The 14,948-nt window shown below is 36.4% G+C and carries 13 protein-coding genes; 2 read left to right on the top strand and 11 right to left on the bottom strand.

All coding sequences use genetic code 11. The features are described 5' to 3' along the window. Positions 1–4 precede the first annotated feature (4 nt). The 8 genes from rodA to FLS47_RS01070 form a co-directional block, all read right to left on the bottom strand. Entirely contained in the window at positions 5–1,276 is a 1,272-nt protein-coding gene (gene rodA, locus FLS47_RS01105; RefSeq protein ID WP_149912559.1) for a rod shape-determining protein RodA, read from the bottom strand. Beyond that, the gene (mrdA, locus tag FLS47_RS01100) at positions 1,263–3,242 is read right to left on the bottom strand and encodes a penicillin-binding protein 2 (protein ID WP_149912558.1); all 1,980 of its coding nucleotides are present in this window, start codon (positions 3,240–3,242) and stop codon (positions 1,263–1,265) included. The genes rodA and mrdA overlap by 14 nt, the downstream gene beginning before the upstream one ends. 13 nt (positions 3,243–3,255) lie before the next feature. Continuing rightward, positions 3,256–3,780, bottom strand: a complete 525-nt coding sequence (locus tag FLS47_RS01095) for a rod shape-determining protein MreD (protein ID WP_149912557.1) — start codon at positions 3,778–3,780, stop codon at positions 3,256–3,258. Continuing rightward, positions 3,773–4,618, bottom strand: coding sequence for a rod shape-determining protein MreC (gene mreC, locus FLS47_RS01090; RefSeq protein ID WP_149912556.1), 846 nt, complete (start codon positions 4,616–4,618; stop codon positions 3,773–3,775). Before mreC ends, FLS47_RS01095 begins: the two co-directional genes overlap by 8 nt. Positions 4,619–4,720: 102 nt before the next feature. After that, complete coding sequence (locus tag FLS47_RS01085) at positions 4,721–5,743, bottom strand: rod shape-determining protein (RefSeq protein ID WP_149912555.1); 1,023 nt, start codon at positions 5,741–5,743, stop codon at positions 4,721–4,723. A gap of 161 nt (positions 5,744–5,904) precedes the next feature. Continuing rightward, the gene (locus FLS47_RS01080; protein WP_149912554.1) at positions 5,905–7,572 is read right to left on the bottom strand and encodes a M1 family metallopeptidase; all 1,668 of its coding nucleotides are present in this window, start codon (positions 7,570–7,572) and stop codon (positions 5,905–5,907) included. Then, positions 7,565–8,008, bottom strand: coding sequence for an acyl-CoA thioesterase (locus tag FLS47_RS01075; RefSeq protein WP_149912553.1), 444 nt, complete (start codon positions 8,006–8,008; stop codon positions 7,565–7,567). Before FLS47_RS01075 ends, FLS47_RS01080 begins: the two co-directional genes overlap by 8 nt. Before the next feature lie 111 nt (positions 8,009–8,119). After that, the gene (locus FLS47_RS01070) at positions 8,120–9,382 is read right to left on the bottom strand and encodes a DUF819 family protein (protein ID WP_149912552.1); all 1,263 of its coding nucleotides are present in this window, start codon (positions 9,380–9,382) and stop codon (positions 8,120–8,122) included. Positions 9,383–9,497: 115 nt separating this feature from the next. On the opposite strand from FLS47_RS01070, the gene FLS47_RS01065 reads away from it, so the two are divergent. Together FLS47_RS01065 and FLS47_RS01060 are read left to right on the top strand one after the other, a co-directional pair. After that, positions 9,498–10,769: a Gfo/Idh/MocA family protein gene (locus tag FLS47_RS01065; protein ID WP_149912551.1), complete on the top strand. Its 1,272-nt coding sequence runs from the start codon at positions 9,498–9,500 to the stop codon at positions 10,767–10,769. Next, a complete protein-coding gene (locus tag FLS47_RS01060) occupies positions 10,769–11,839 on the top strand; it encodes a Gfo/Idh/MocA family protein (protein WP_149912550.1) in 1,071 nt (356 codons plus the stop codon). The genes FLS47_RS01065 and FLS47_RS01060 overlap by 1 nt, the downstream gene beginning before the upstream one ends. A gap of 64 nt (positions 11,840–11,903) precedes the next feature. On the opposite strand, the gene FLS47_RS01055 is transcribed toward FLS47_RS01060, so the two are convergent. The 3 genes from FLS47_RS01055 to FLS47_RS01045 form a co-directional block, all read right to left on the bottom strand. Then, entirely contained in the window at positions 11,904–12,857 is a 954-nt protein-coding gene (locus FLS47_RS01055) for a glycoside hydrolase family 43 protein (RefSeq protein ID WP_149912549.1), read from the bottom strand. A gap of 447 nt (positions 12,858–13,304) precedes the next feature. Further along, positions 13,305–13,808, bottom strand: coding sequence for a cation diffusion facilitator family transporter (locus FLS47_RS01050; RefSeq protein ID WP_223225076.1), 504 nt, complete (start codon positions 13,806–13,808; stop codon positions 13,305–13,307). Further along, positions 13,805–14,944: an efflux RND transporter periplasmic adaptor subunit gene (locus tag FLS47_RS01045; protein WP_149912548.1), complete on the bottom strand. Its 1,140-nt coding sequence runs from the start codon at positions 14,942–14,944 to the stop codon at positions 13,805–13,807. The genes FLS47_RS01050 and FLS47_RS01045 overlap by 4 nt, the downstream gene beginning before the upstream one ends. Between the last annotated feature and the right edge of the window lie 4 nt (positions 14,945–14,948).

Below are 14,948 nucleotides of genomic sequence, written 5' to 3'. Positions count from 1 at the left end.
TAATTTAATTCGGTGAAAGTCCTTTTCTTGTCGAATCAAACTTTAAAAGAATAAACAATAATATCGTAAAGCTCCACAAAGATGACCCACCGTAGCTAATAAAAGGCAATGGAATCCCAATTACTGGTACAATCCCAATTGTCATCCCAATATTAATAAAGAAGTGGAAAAATAGGATAGAAGCGACTCCGTAGGCATATACCCGAGCAAACGTAGTTCGTTGCCGTTCGGCGATATGAATGATTCGCATGAGTAAGAAGATGTAAATTGCTATTACAGTCACTGAACCTACGAATCCCCATTCTTCACCTACCGTACAAAAAATAAAATCTGTACTTTGTTCTGGGACAAAATTGTACTTGGTTTGTGTACCCTGAAGATAGCCTTTTCCAAATAATTTACCAGAGCCAATAGCAATCTTAGATTGATTTAGGTTATAACCCTGACCTTTGGGGTCATCCATTTTACCTAAAATAATATCAATACGATTTCGCTGATGAGATTGCAATACATTTTCATAGGCAAAATCCACACTAAGTACATATATACTTGCAACAGCGAAAATAACACCTATATCAATCAAATACTTTCGTTTTTTGCCAAGAAGAAATATAAATATTACACACACGGCAGCTATAATTCCAATGAGTATCCATTGATTGATCAACAATGCCATAATGAAGAGTAAAATAGCTAATCCACCAAAAATAAGTAGTTTGGTACTCACATAGCCTTCTCTATAGAAAACGAAAATTAACGAAAAGAATGCCAACGCAGAGCCTGTATCTGGTTGTAGCATAACCAAAAAAACCGGAAATAGTACAATACAAGCACCAACTACTAAGCCTTTTAATGTAGGGTTTTTGTTAGTCTGGGTATTTAAAAAGTATGCTAGAAGTAGACAGGTTGCTAATTTTCCAAATTCGGAAGGTTGTAAACGAAAGCTTCCTATTGGAATCCAAGCCTGATTTCCTCCAACATTTCGACCAACGACCAATACAGCAACTAATAACAGCACAACTACGATATAAACAAAAGGTGTGGCTGAAATAAAGAATCTTTGGTCGATTATTAGTATACTAAATCCAATGATTAAAGCTGTGAAAATATAGATCGATTGCTTCCCATAATTCGTAGCCATGCTAAATAATCCCGGGTTTTCGGGGTCATAAACAGCAGCATGTATATTGAACCAGCCAATAAGACACAAAACCAACCATATTAAAATGGTAATCCAATCAATTCTACCCAAAAATCCTTTCTTATCGTTGTTCATAATTTCTTCTCACTTGACTGTGATGAACCAATATATTTCCGCTGTTTGTCGATTGTAAAGCAGCTTGTTTAATTGCTCCCGTTGAACCTTTACTATTTTTTGTGCTATCTTGTTTTTGCTTAACCTGTGGTTTTACTTCTTTAGTTTTTACTTTAGGTAAAATAACGGCATTCATTACACGATCTTGAATATGTTTTGGCAAGCTTATGGTATCGCGAATATATTTTTCAATAATCATACTTGCAATTGGAGCCGCCCAAGTACCGCCATAACCAGCATTTTCAACGAATACAGCTATCGCAATTTTCGGATTATCTCTTGGTGCAAAAGCAAAATAAACAGCATGATTTTCACCGTGTGGATTCTGTACAGTTCCTGTTTTACCACACATCTCTATTCCCGGAATTTTTGAAGCAGCAGCTGTACCCGAGGAAACCGCTCGACTCATTCCTTCGATTACTGGTTCATAATGCTTCGAATCTACACCAGCCCAAATCTTCTCCGTAAATTCTTTTTTAATAATCTTTTTTTCACCTATGCCTTTTATAAGATGAGGTCTATAATAATATCCTCGATTGGCAACAATCGCCGTGACATTCGCCATTTGCAACGGAGTAATACCTAATTGCCCCTGACCAATCGATTGTGATATATTGTAACTCGAAGTCCATTTATTGCTACCGAAATTCTTCGTATAATATTCTGCGGAATATACGTTTCCACCTTTTTCACCTGGTAAATCAATGCCTAATGGTTGTCCAAGGCCAAATTGTAATAATCCATCGCGCCATAAATCATATGCCTGATATGTTGGCATCCCACGTTTGTCCAACATATGCGCATATACATAACCATAGTATGTATTACAAGACTTTTGGATAGATTTGACTAGATCGGTGGGACCGTCAACGTGTGTACATCGCATAATCGCATTTCGACCATAGCGATATCCTCCAGGGCAATTAAAAATTGTTTGGGGCGTAATAAGTCCTGCCTGTTGTGCAGTAAGTGCGGCTACTACTTTGAAAATTGATCCAGGAGGGTAGGAAGCCTGTATGGGGCGATTGAACATAGGCTTATAAGGATCATGAAGCATTTTCATGTAATTGTTACCTCTTTCACGACCTACCATTAGATTTGGATTGTAGCTTGGGCTACTTACGTAAGTTAAAATCTCACCTGTCGAAGGCTCAATGGCAACAACTGATCCCAATTTATTCCGCATCAATTTTTCAGCAAGAAGTTGTACTTCTTTATCCAATGAAGAGATTAATCCTTCTCCCGAAATAGCTAATGTATCGTATTTCCCGTCCATAAATGCACCTTGCGGACGATTCAAAGCATCCACCATTTGGTTTTTTACACCGCGCGTGCCACGTAACAATTCTTCATAAGAACGTTCCACACCCGATGCACCAATATAATCCCCCGATCGGTAAAATCCATTTGAACGCTCTATATCTTTATCGTTTACTTCTTGAATGTAACCTAAAAACTGTGCTGCTACACTATCTGGATAAGTACGAATATTACGATCTACTGTGTAAAATCCATGAAACTTGTCCATATGCTCTTGGAGTATAGCAAAAGTTTCCTTGGGAATTAATTTTTCGAAAAGAGAAGCACGATATGGCGAATGATCTCGCGCTTTTTTCATGCGTTTATCAAATCCCTCTTTATCAATTCCTATAAGTTGGCAAAGCAATGCCGTATCAATATTTTTTGCCTCCCTTGGTGTAACCATAAGGTCATAGACAGGTTCATTTTGAACTAAAATTTCACCATTACGATCCAAAATAACTCCTCGAGCTGGGTATTCTATTACTTTACGTAAGACATTGTTATTGGCTGATAATAAGTAGGAATCATCGATTATTTGTAAATAAAATAATCGTGCTACTATTGTAATTGCTATAATAAGGATGATTCCCTGAATAACATATTTTCTCTCAAAAAAACTATTCATGATTCATCGAAGTTTAATTTATTACACGTGATTTCTTATGATAAGTCAATAGACTTATAACAAAAATAAGGACTAATGTGAATATGGAGCTAAATGCAATACTTAGCATTGTCTGTATAAAGTTATGGAATGAAAAGGCTTCCACAAAAAACAATATAACGTGATGAATGAGAATAGAAAGCGAAATATATGTTAAATACCATTTAAAGCCCATGTTTCCCCACGACGGTGTATTAAAGGATTCTTGCTCGTCTAATTCTATGGTAATTTTGTGAAAGAATATTCTAAAAAAAGCAAGTGCAACACAGGCTGCTGCATGAATTCCTATACTATCGTAAAATGCATCAATGCTTAATCCCGTCAAAAATGCCAATACGTAAAGCAGAATATTCGGAATTCCGATGGGTAGTAGCAGAACGATTAAAATATAAGGGAATGCTACTGCTAGATTGTAATAGCCTATATTCTTTAATACCGCAACCTGAATAAGGATCAACACTAAAAATCGAATTATATTGAAAAGTACAATTTTAGCCATCGTTTTGCTCGCTTAATGTTTCTAATTCTACCTTTTCTTTAGCCAATTTGTCTTTGACAATATATACATGTGTCAGTTTTTCAAATTTAGTTGTCAGTAATATTCGTACATCCTTGAATGATCCTCCAGATACAATATCTGTTTGCACAATATAACCCACCTTTATGCCTTTAGGAAATTTCGATGAAAAACCAGATGTATAAATTGGCTGTCCAACATATAATTTTACATGATTAGGAATATCTCTAACCATAGCAAATCTTGATTCGGTATTGTCACCCCACACCAATGAACCAAATGCTGACGACGTAGAGTCTATCGAAACTGAAATTTTCTCAGTTTTGTGCAGCAACGATTTAATTGTACTAAAATTAGGTGAGACATTCAAAACCGTTCCTACCACGCCAGTAGATGAGATAACGCCCATATCTTTTTGAATTCCATCACGTGATCCTTTGTTAATAGTAATATAATTGTTTTTCTGGTGTACACTATTATTTACAACAGAAGCAACTATGAATTCATAACGACTAGGATTGTCAAGTGAGTCGGTATTCAAAGCTTCAAAAAGGGTATCTCTACTTCTTAATTCTTGCAGTTGATGTCTAAGAAGTGCATTTTCATCCAAAAGATCTTTATTAGATTCTGCCAAATGCATATATTCTTTCCAAGAATTGAATTTTGTAAAAAAAGATCCAACAATTAAATTTGAGGAGTTGATGAAAGAGGAACGCTGGTAATTGTTATTGTTAACAACCAAAGCTAAAGCTGACACGAAAAATAGTATAAACCAAAAAAAGGCATTATATCGGACCAAGAAAAGCCACAGATTTTTCATGTATTGTTGTTGACTAAAAGTTTAATTTACTATTAACAAATACGCGATATAGAAGAAGTTTTACTTTTCTATATCGCGCTTAAATATCTTATATCGAAATGATTATTGCATTAAGAATTTGAATCTTCCAATGTTTTTCAATGCAATACCGGTACCACGAACAACCGCGCGAAGAGGATCTTCAGCGACATGGACAGGCAATTTCGTTTTTGCTTGGATACGTTTGTCTAAACCTCTTAATAAAGCTCCACCACCAGTCAAATAAATACCAGTTTGATAAATGTCAGCTGACAATTCTGGAGGAGTAATTTCTAAAGCTTTTAAAATTGCTTCTTCGATTTTCGAAATCGATTTGTCCAAACAGTGCGCAATTTCTGTATATGAAACTGTGATTTGTTTTGGGATACCCGTCATCAAATCACGACCTTGAACTGCAAAATCCGCTGGTGGATCTGAAAGCTCTGGAAGAGCAGCACCAACTTCGATTTTGATTTTTTCAGCCGTACGATCACCGATCATAATATTGTGTTGACGGCGAATATATTGTACGATATCTGAGTCAAAATTGTCACCGGCGACACGAATGGATTGGTCACATACGATACCTGATAATGCAATTACTGCGATTTCGGTAGTACCACCACCGATATCAATAATCATATTTCCTACAGGCTCCTCTACATCGATACCAATACCCACAGCAGCAGCCATTGGTTCATGGATAAGATATACTTCTTTCGCTCCAGCAATTTCTGCAGAGTCACGCACAGCACGTTTTTCTACTTCTGTAATTCCTGAAGGAATACATACTACCATTCGTAAAGAAGGGAAGAACCAAGATTTACCATTGTTAACGAGCTTAACCATACCGCGTATAAGTGCTTCAGCAGCAGTAAAATCTGCAATAACACCATCACGTAAAGGTCTAACTGTTTTTATATTGTCATGTGTTTTACCCTCCATTTGCATCGCTTGTCTACCAATAGCTATTACTTTATTGGTAGTGCGGTCAAATGCCACTATTGAAGGTTCATCCACTACTACTTTATCGTTATGTATAATTAGGGTGTTTGCCGTCCCCAAGTCAATCGCAACTTCTTGCGTAAACCAATTGAATAAACCCATTTAAAAAGTCCTGATTCTTTGTGTAAAATTTGAACAAAATTAATTAAAAAAAACTGATAATGATAGTAGGATTACCATAAAATCCTACAATTAGTTATCTTTTTTATATTGAAATAGATATTCTATTCCTCAATGCGTATTTAACGACTTTTGAAGTGTTTTTATTGTAATTGAACTTTGATATAATAGTTATGTGTGTCTATTTTTAAATTATCTTTTGTCAAACCTTTAATATCAATTTTAGAAAATTCATCTGTTAAATTTACACGCGAAGTAGTCTTATCCAATCCCAAGTGAATTGGCATTTTAAAATTTTTTACATTTGTTTTCCATCTTGCAAATACATCGCCGTTCGGTTGAAACTTAACTTCGAGTGTAGGAATGGTAGTGTTTTGAATATATTGCTCAAAAACTTTACTAAAATCATAATTTGCATTTTGAGAAACATAATTCAAAATATCATTATAATCTACCTGCTTGTGCTTGAAATCTCTGTTCAAGCTTCTTAGAATAAATCTCCATTTAGCATCGTCGCTGATTATTGTGCGAACCATATTCCATAGTACGCCGCCTTTGACATACATATCCCCCGAACCTTCTTTATTTACGTGATAAGGACCTTGTAAAGGTGTGTCGTTTCTTATCCCCGAGCGATTTCCATAGACATATGCTTGACCAGCTTCTTTGCCGTAATGATAGTCAATGAATAACGCTTCGGAATAGTTGGTGAAGCTTTCGTGAATCCACATATCTGCTAGATCTTTAGCTGTTATGTTATTTCCAAACCATTCGTGTCCCGACTCATGCACTACGATGAAATCCCATTTTTTGCCCCAGCCCGTGTTTGATCCATCACGTCCCAAATAACCATTTTGGTATTTATTACCATAGGCAATAGCAGATTGGTGCTCCATGCCCAGATGTGCTGTTTCCACAATTTTGTAACTGTCTTCAAAGAATGGATATGGACCAAACCAATATTCTAATGCTTCTAATGTCTCAGCTACATTCTTTTTCAAATGGTTGATTTTTTCTGCTGTTGCATTTTCATTTAGCACATAATAATCTACATCCATCAACCCGTCTTCGGTTTTCAGCTTATCATGGATACGTACATAATCACCAATATTTAGTGATATGTTATAGTTATTGATAGGCTTTGTTACCCGCCAATGGTATTTTATATAATTATTGTCTAATACTTCAGTTCTGACCAACCTACCGTTTGAAACATTCATCAAACCTTTGGGTACTGCGACCGAAATCAACATACTATCTGGCTCATCGGAAAGATGATCTTTGTTCGGCCACCAAGCGCTTGCACCAAGTCCTTGCACTGCAGTAGCTACAAAATGTTTTCCGTTGCTGTCTTTTTTCCAGTCAAATCCACCATCCCAAGGTGCTCTTGTAGCCTGAATAGGATTGCCCGAATAATACACTTTGAAAGATTCTATTTGGTCTTTTTTGATGTGTTCTGGAAACGTCACAAAAACAGCGTTAAATTCGCGGGTAAACTTCAACTCTTTGCCTTTGTATTCAATTTTATCAACAGATAAGTTATCAAAAAGGTCAAACTGTAATTTTTTAAAATCATTTACAGCTTTAAATTTAAATAGGTTAGAGCCTGATATAAACTTGTTTTCAAGATCAACCTTGACATCCAAATGGTAATATTGTACATCGTAACAAGTTCGTAAAGGTGTCAATTGCCCTCTTAGGGAGTCAGCTTTTGTGTACAAGTCTTTAGCACGCATCAATTGTGCTTTTGATGGAGATGCAATTAGGCAACATGCACACAAAAGTGCAGATGGAAGATATATTTTATTCATTTACTTCTATATAGTGAGGTGATTTAGGAATGTTTTGTATTATAGGCTTCCAATTTTCAGGAAGTGAGGTTAGTTTTCTAGCGACCAAATCGAGCCATGCACCATCGACGTTTACTGTAGCAGCTATTTCTCCATTAGATTTTAAGATTTTGTGTACAAAAGAAAATCGACCATTCGAAGTGTTATATTTACTTAATTCGGTACTAACCTTAATGTATTCATCAAGTTTCACTTCACGTTGGTAGATTAGTTCTTCTCTAAATAAAATAGGACCAATTTTTTGCTTAGCAAATTCCTCTAATGATAATCCTGCCTTAGTGAGCATATTGCTTCGTGCTTGCGCACAAAAATCAGCGTATGCAGAATGCCTTAAATGACGATTTGCGTCTATTTGAGACCATAATACCTGCCCTTCGTAAAAAATATTTTCGTCCATAATGATTAAGTGTCTTCTAAAATAGTGATTATTATTTAAACGGGCATTTATGAAAAAAGAAAGAGCGATAAATGTAAATTTTATCGCTCTTATTTTAAATGCTAAATATTTCTAAATTGGCGAAGCCAATTGCATAAGTATAGCTGTTAGCCAGCCAGCGTATGTTCCAATAGCATAGCTAAATACAGATAAAATAACACCAACAGAAATCAATGAAGGATGGAATGCAGCTGACATTACTGAAGCTGATGCTACACCTCCCACATTAGCCATACTTCCGACGGCAAAATAGAAAAAAGGAATTTTAAAAATCTTAGCTACTAATATAAGTAATAAAGCATGGAAGGAAATCCATAAAATACCTACTATAAAAAGTCCTGGATTGTCTAGAATGGCTAAAATGTCCATCTGCATACCGATGGTTACAATCAGCATATATAATAGAGCGGTACCCATTTTGGAAGCACCAACGTTTTCCAACTTACGTGCTGGCGTAAAGGATAATATTATACTAATAATTGTGGCAAATAGAATAATCCAAAAGAAGGTGTTTGTCAATGAAAATGTTTCCAATTGCGAATGATTTTCAGTTATGTACGCAGCAACAGGTTCAGCTAAAAAAGTTGCAAGCCCTGTGCCTGCAAAGGCAATGGACAACATCAAAATAATGTCTTTCGTTTGTGGCATTTTAGCATTTTCTTGGGCTTTCTTTTCCAGTTTTACCATCAATTCATCCACATCTCGCGAATCAGCTTTGAAAAATCTGTCCATCATTTTGCTTTTGCCAGCGCCATACAACAAGAGAGCCATCCACGTGTAGGCTACAAAAACATCAACAGCTATAATAGAAGAAAATAGTGTCGGTGAGGGCTGAAGAATTTCCTTCAATGCCACTTGATTCGCGCTGCCTCCGATCCAAGATCCCGCTAAAGTCCCCAATCCTCGCCATACTTCATCTGGGCCTATACCACCCACAACCTGAGGAGCTACTAATGCAGTCAACCAAACAGCCAGAGGTCCGCCCAATAAAACACCGATTGTACCTGTTATAAACATCAATCCTGCGCGTTTGCGCAATGCCCACATTTCTTTAATATCTAAGTTGAGTATAAATAAAATCAAGCAGGCTGGAAGAAAATAGCGACTTCCAATCGTTGTTAGTGGCGAATTAGCACCATCGAAAACATTAAACGAATTTAATAATCCTGGTAAAAAGTAGCAGAGCAACAAAGGAGGGATTATATCGTAAAATCCTTTTACAAATTTGTTGTTAATATTTGATGTGTAAAATACTAAACCTAAAATTGCCATTAAGATTCCGACAATCACGGTGTTATTGGTAATAAGTGGTTCTAAATTTTGTGTGCTTTCCATAGTTTATACCATTGCTGCGTGAAAATATGTAATATTTTTGATGTTTTCAGTTATAAAAATGGAAACTAATGACTTTCAACTTTCTAAAAATTTTTAAATGTTGCATATTTATAGCATGAAATACTCTAGACGAAATTTTATCAAAACAAGTGGTCTAGTAATTGGTAGCTTACCATTTGCTTCCATGGCTAATTATATACCTATGAATCGAAAAATCAAAGTCGGCTTAGTGGGGTGTGGAGGAAGAGGTGTAGGAGCTCTAGTGCAAGCAATGACTGCAGACCGAGATGTAATTGTTACAGCTTTAGCTGATGTCTTTTCTGAGCAGTTGGATCAAGCTTTAAAGCTTGCACAAAGAAAGGATAACGCTAGAGTTGACGTGCCTAAAGAAAGACAATTCTTGGGTTTTGAAAGTTACAAGCAATTGATTGATACGGATGTTGATATTGTGTTGTTGTGTAGTCCGCCAAACTTCAGACCTGACCACATGGAATATGCAGTTTCAAAAGGTAAACATATCTTTTGCGAGAAGCCTGTAGCTATTGATATTCCAGGCTTAAAGCGAGTTATGGAGAGTGTAAAAGCTGCTAAAGAACAGAATTTAAATATAGTGTCTGGTTTTTGCTTTCGCTACCTCGTGCCAAATCGCGAAATCATGAAACGTGTTTTAGGAGGAGATATTGGGGAGGTTCGTTCGGTCACAACTTTTAGATGTGGTGGTGAAAATACGGTTAAACCGAGATTAGCGCAGTATAATGAAATGCAGTATCAATTAAAAAATTGGTATTACTTCCAGCGTTATGCCGGGGATTTAATTATTGAACAGACTGTGCATAGTTTAGATTATATGAACTGGATTATGCAAAACAGATTGCCTAAATCCGTATTCGCTACAGGGGGTAGACAAACATGGAAATGGGATGCGCTAGGTAATGGGTACGATCATTTTGCCGTAGAGTACGATTATGGTGATGGGGTAAAAGGTATACATTTTGGTAGACAACAAAGTGGAACTGACAGCCGTAATTCTGTTGAAGTATTAGGAACCAAAGGGAATGTTGATGTAAATTTAATGAGTTCTTACAAAATTCACGGTGATAAACCATATGAATATTCAGGTGCTTCGAATAATATGTATCAAACGCAACATGATGAATTGGTAGCAGCTTTACGTAGTGGAAAAACAATCAATGATGGTGACCATATGGTAAACTCAACTTTGCTCGCCATTTGGGGGAAAGTATCCGCATACACCGGTAAACGTATAACATTAGAACAAATATTATCCTCACAAGAGGTTTTAAGTCCGAATTCAAATGCCTATTCGTGGGATATGCCAGAGGATACTTTTGAAATAGCTAGGCCAGGGATGAAATCATTTGTATAATGAATAAAATTAAAATATTAGTTGTAGGCTGTGGAAATATGGGGGCTTCACATGCCAAAGCTTACCATAACTTTTCAGAATTTGAAATTGTAGGCTTAGTGTCTCGCGGAAATAGTAATGTTGAATTGCAAAAGCAATTGGGTGTTGATTATGCGCTTTTCGATGATTACGAAGATGCATTATTAGCGACAAATCCTGATGCTGTGTGTATTTCTACATATCCTGATACACATGAAGATTATGCAGTTAAAGCATTTGAAAATGGTGCCCATGTGTTTATTGAAAAGCCTCTTGCAGACACGGTTGTTGGTGCTCAGCGTGTGATTGATGCAGCCAATAAAGCCAAGAAGAAATTAGTAGTTGGTTACATCCTAAGACATCATCCTTCTTGGATGCGATTCATAGAAGAGGGGAAAAAGTTAGGTTCGCCTTTGGTATTTCGAATGAACCTAAATCAACAAAGTCAAGGTTATATGTGGGATGTTCATCGTAACTTAATGAAAACCTTAAGCCCAATAGTGGATTGTGGTGTTCATTATATAGATGTCATGTGTCAGATGACCATTGCTAAGCCAGTATCTGTATCTGCTATTGGCGCACGATTGACGGATGATATTCCTGCGGATAATTACAATTATGGACAGTTACAAATTCGTTTTGATGACGGCTCTGTAGGGTGGTACGAGGCAGGCTGGGGGCCTATGGTTAGCCAAACAGCTTTCTTTGTAAAAGATGTCATCGGCCCTAAGGGTGCTGTTTCTATCGTTGCGAATGCAGCTTCAAAAGACGGTCAGTCGGATTCTGTAGAAGCGCACACTAAGACAGAGTCCATTCGTGTGCATCATGCTTTAATTGATGAAAATAATAAGTTTGTAAAAGAAGACGAATGGATTAATCTTGCAGATGAACCAGATCACCAAGAATTATGCAATCGTGAGCAGCGTTTTTTTTGTGATGCAATCAAAAACGATTGGGATCTTTCCAAATCAATGGACGATGCTTTAAATAGTCTGAAAATTGCTTTAGCCTGTGATGAAAGTGTAAAAACAGGAGAGATTGTAAGATTATAAGCGGAATGCAAATAGAAACAAAGCCGTCTGGATTAATAAATTTGAGACGGCTTTGTTTTTGCAATTATTTTAAAGGATGTTTCACCCCAGTAAATGTCATCTTAACGGGCAAAATTTTACCTTCTTTATCGAATTTCATCTCATCAATACAGGTTACACGGTCGTGAGCACTTGTCTTACCAAGAGGTCTTCTGTGATACACGATATAATATTTTTCTTCGTTTGGAATCTTAATTATAGAATGGTGTCCAGCGCCAGTAGCGACGGCAGGATCTTGTTCAAGGATAGTATTTATTCTTTCAAAGGGCCCTAAAGGGTTGTCCGCAATAGCGTACGCGACTTTATAATCTGGACCTGTCCAGCCGCCTTCAGACCACATGAAATAGTATTTATTGTCTTTAATAAACATCGTTGGTCCCTCTACGTAATCCTTCGGTGTGACTTCTTTATAATAACTTCCGTCTTCAAAGGGTAGCAGTTTTGTGAAATCAGAACTTAGCTTAACCACATTACAGTGTTTCCAGCCTCCATAGTACATGTAAAATGTACCGTCTTTATCCTTAAATACGTATTGATCAATTGGCTGAGCTCCGTTTATAATATCGCTAATTAATGGTTTTCCTAATAAATCTTTATAAGGTCCTTCTGGTTTATCGGCTACAGCTACACCAATTCCTCCTATTTGCCCTTGATGTACATCATTTGCTGCGAAGAAAAAATAGTATTTGCCTTTATTTTCTATTACAGAAGGAGCCCACATTGCACGTTTTGCCCATTTAACCTCAATATTATCAATTATGTTGCTGTGTTTTTTCCAAGATACCATATCCTTAGAGGAGAATGCGTCAAATTTAACTTGTTCATCATAAGGAGCAGAGTAGGTAGGGAAAATCCAATATGTATTATCATAAATAATTGCTTCAGGGTCTGCATAATTTCCCGGAAATACTGGGTTTTGTTGACTAAATGCATTTAGCGATATAGCAAAGAGTATGCTAAATAAAAATGTTTTTCTCATAAAATCTATAGATTGATGTGTTGATAGATTTAAAGATACTGAATTGTTCGAAGGATTAGCGGAATAAAAAGTAACATATTGAATATAACTTATTCAACGTGTTGCAAAGGATGTTTGTATAAATGTGGTTATGGGCATAGCTATAAACGCAAAAAGGCTTATCATATGATAAGCCTTTGTACCTAGGGGAGTTTAAATATGTCGACCTTCGTAGATGACTATGAAGATATTATGTATTCGGAGGATTTAATCTAATAATCGATGATGAAAATGACAGTGTATTTGATACTTTAAGTATTAAAATATTTCAAATTAAGAGTTAGTTTTATCAATCAGTTTATCATATTTAGAATTTAGGCACTACAGAATTGTTTAGCTTTTTTTTACTGTAAATAATTCTTGTAGTGAATAATCTGGTATAATACTAAAAATAATTTATATGTTGGGTCAGTAATCAGTTTTGGTAAAATAAGAAATCCCCACTTTTAAGTTACAATTCCAATTTACTTTGATGACGTACATGCCTGTCTCTTTGCTTTTCTTGATAACAATTCTATACGATGCTTCTTTCCAGATAATGATGCACGCAAGAACAAATAATGTCCAAGGTTTATGCAATTCGTGAGGTGTTTGGATATTCTGAATACTTTCGTAAGCAATGATGGTAGCTGAAATAATTAAAAAACCTACTACAGCAAAAGTGACCAAAGGTTCAATCCTTCCATGACCGTATGGACGGTTTTTATCTGCAGGGCGTTGTGCGTATTTCAATCCAAACAATACGAGGAAGGAAGAAAAAATATCGGCCGTAGATTCTATCGCGTCGGCAATCAATGCATAGGAATTACCAAAATATCCTGCCAACCATTTCAGTACAGCCAGTAAAAAATTACCGGCTATACTAAAATAAGTGGTCTTGATAGCTTTTTGTTCTGGGGTTTGTTCTATCATGATTCTTCAGCTTTATTTTTCAACGCCATCAAAAGATCATAGGCACCTTTTGATACGATTTTTTTGTTCAATAAATCCGCATAGTTTTTTACTTCGATAAAACCATTGTTGCTTTCTCCTGCTTCAACTTCTTGCAGTATATATTTATTGTTTTCTTTTGATTCAAATATATAACTTTTACCTTCAAAAGTCACCACTGCATCATTTGGGACGGTATAGGCATCGATATTGTCAAGAGCTACCTTCGCATTGATATAAAGACCATCCACCAATTTTGCCGGAGTACTTTCCGTAAGCTGGGCAATGATCTCACTGCTACCGTTATCGTTGATACTGGTTCCTTTGGTGATTATTCTAGCCCGAAATTTCGTATCCGGATTCTCATTGGTGTATGCATCAATAATTTGTCCTGTTTCAATTTTAGGTAGATCTTTTTCAAACACCGTAATATTAAGTAAAAAACCTTGTGGATTGATCAGCTCGACCAACACATCGGTAGAAGAAACATACCTGCCTTTATTAACGAACACTTTGCTTATGACACCGTTGAATGGAGCCAATACAGGGACGCTTCTTTTGATGTTATCTGAAGTTAGATTGAAAGGGTTGATATTGATCAGTCTTAGTTTTTCTTCCAGTCCTCTTTTGATAGCGAGTAGCGATTTGTATTCCGTTTCTGCCTGCTGCATGACTTTATCACTGGTCGATTTGCTGTTGTTCAGTTCTTTTTGACGTTCATAATTGGGCTGCACACTCAATAATGCGGCTTGTGTGGTCAGGTAATCCTGCTGAATCGGGATAAACTGCTGATCTTCCAAGTTCAGGATTACTTCTCCTTTTTTCACTGCCTTTCCAGGTAGGGCATTGATGGAAGTGATGTGACCCCCCAGAGTACTGGATATCGAAACTTTATAATCCGGGTTTACATCTACCTTGCCATTTAACTGTAACAGACCGGCCAATTGTTTTTTCTCTATCGTGCCAATATTGATGCCAATGGTCTTCAACTGGCCGGGGGAAAGCACTAATTCATTTTCAGCCAACTCGACTTTGGGCTCTGTTGATTGTTCATTTGTTTTTTCCTGATTGCACGAAAATGTCAGGAAAGAAAATAATAGAAACGATATATATTTCATATCT

Origin of the sequence: Sphingobacterium cavernae (assembly GCF_008520265.1) — a bacterium.
In the GTDB taxonomy this organism is placed as follows: domain Bacteria; phylum Bacteroidota; class Bacteroidia; order Sphingobacteriales; family Sphingobacteriaceae; genus Sphingobacterium; species Sphingobacterium cavernae.
Note: the sequence above shows the minus strand (reverse complement) of the source record. Positions and strands in the feature narration are given on the sequence as shown.

What these genes read in the sequence shown, in the direction of transcription:
- rodA (WP_149912559.1), bottom strand. Translation starts at nt 1,276, where the DNA reads ATGAACAACGATAAGAAAGGATTTTTGGGTAGAATTGATTGGATTACC.
- mrdA (WP_149912558.1), bottom strand. Translation starts at nt 3,242, where the DNA reads ATGAATAGTTTTTTTGAGAGAAAATATGTTATTCAGGGAATCATCCTT.
- FLS47_RS01095 (WP_149912557.1), bottom strand. Translation starts at nt 3,780, where the DNA reads ATGGCTAAAATTGTACTTTTCAATATAATTCGATTTTTAGTGTTGATC.
- mreC (WP_149912556.1), bottom strand. Translation starts at nt 4,618, where the DNA reads ATGAAAAATCTGTGGCTTTTCTTGGTCCGATATAATGCCTTTTTTTGG.
- FLS47_RS01085 (WP_149912555.1), bottom strand. Translation starts at nt 5,743, where the DNA reads ATGGGTTTATTCAATTGGTTTACGCAAGAAGTTGCGATTGACTTGGGG.
- FLS47_RS01080 (WP_149912554.1), bottom strand. Translation starts at nt 7,572, where the DNA reads ATGAATAAAATATATCTTCCATCTGCACTTTTGTGTGCATGTTGCCTA.
- FLS47_RS01075 (WP_149912553.1), bottom strand. Translation starts at nt 8,008, where the DNA reads ATGGACGAAAATATTTTTTACGAAGGGCAGGTATTATGGTCTCAAATA.
- FLS47_RS01070 (WP_149912552.1), bottom strand. Translation starts at nt 9,382, where the DNA reads ATGGAAAGCACACAAAATTTAGAACCACTTATTACCAATAACACCGTG.
- FLS47_RS01065 (WP_149912551.1), top strand. Translation starts at nt 9,498, where the DNA reads ATGAAATACTCTAGACGAAATTTTATCAAAACAAGTGGTCTAGTAATT.
- FLS47_RS01060 (WP_149912550.1), top strand. Translation starts at nt 10,769, where the DNA reads ATGAATAAAATTAAAATATTAGTTGTAGGCTGTGGAAATATGGGGGCT.
- FLS47_RS01055 (WP_149912549.1), bottom strand. Translation starts at nt 12,857, where the DNA reads ATGAGAAAAACATTTTTATTTAGCATACTCTTTGCTATATCGCTAAAT.
- FLS47_RS01050 (WP_223225076.1), bottom strand. Translation starts at nt 13,808, where the DNA reads ATGATAGAACAAACCCCAGAACAAAAAGCTATCAAGACCACTTATTTT.
- FLS47_RS01045 (WP_149912548.1), bottom strand. Translation starts at nt 14,944, where the DNA reads ATGAAATATATATCGTTTCTATTATTTTCTTTCCTGACATTTTCGTGC.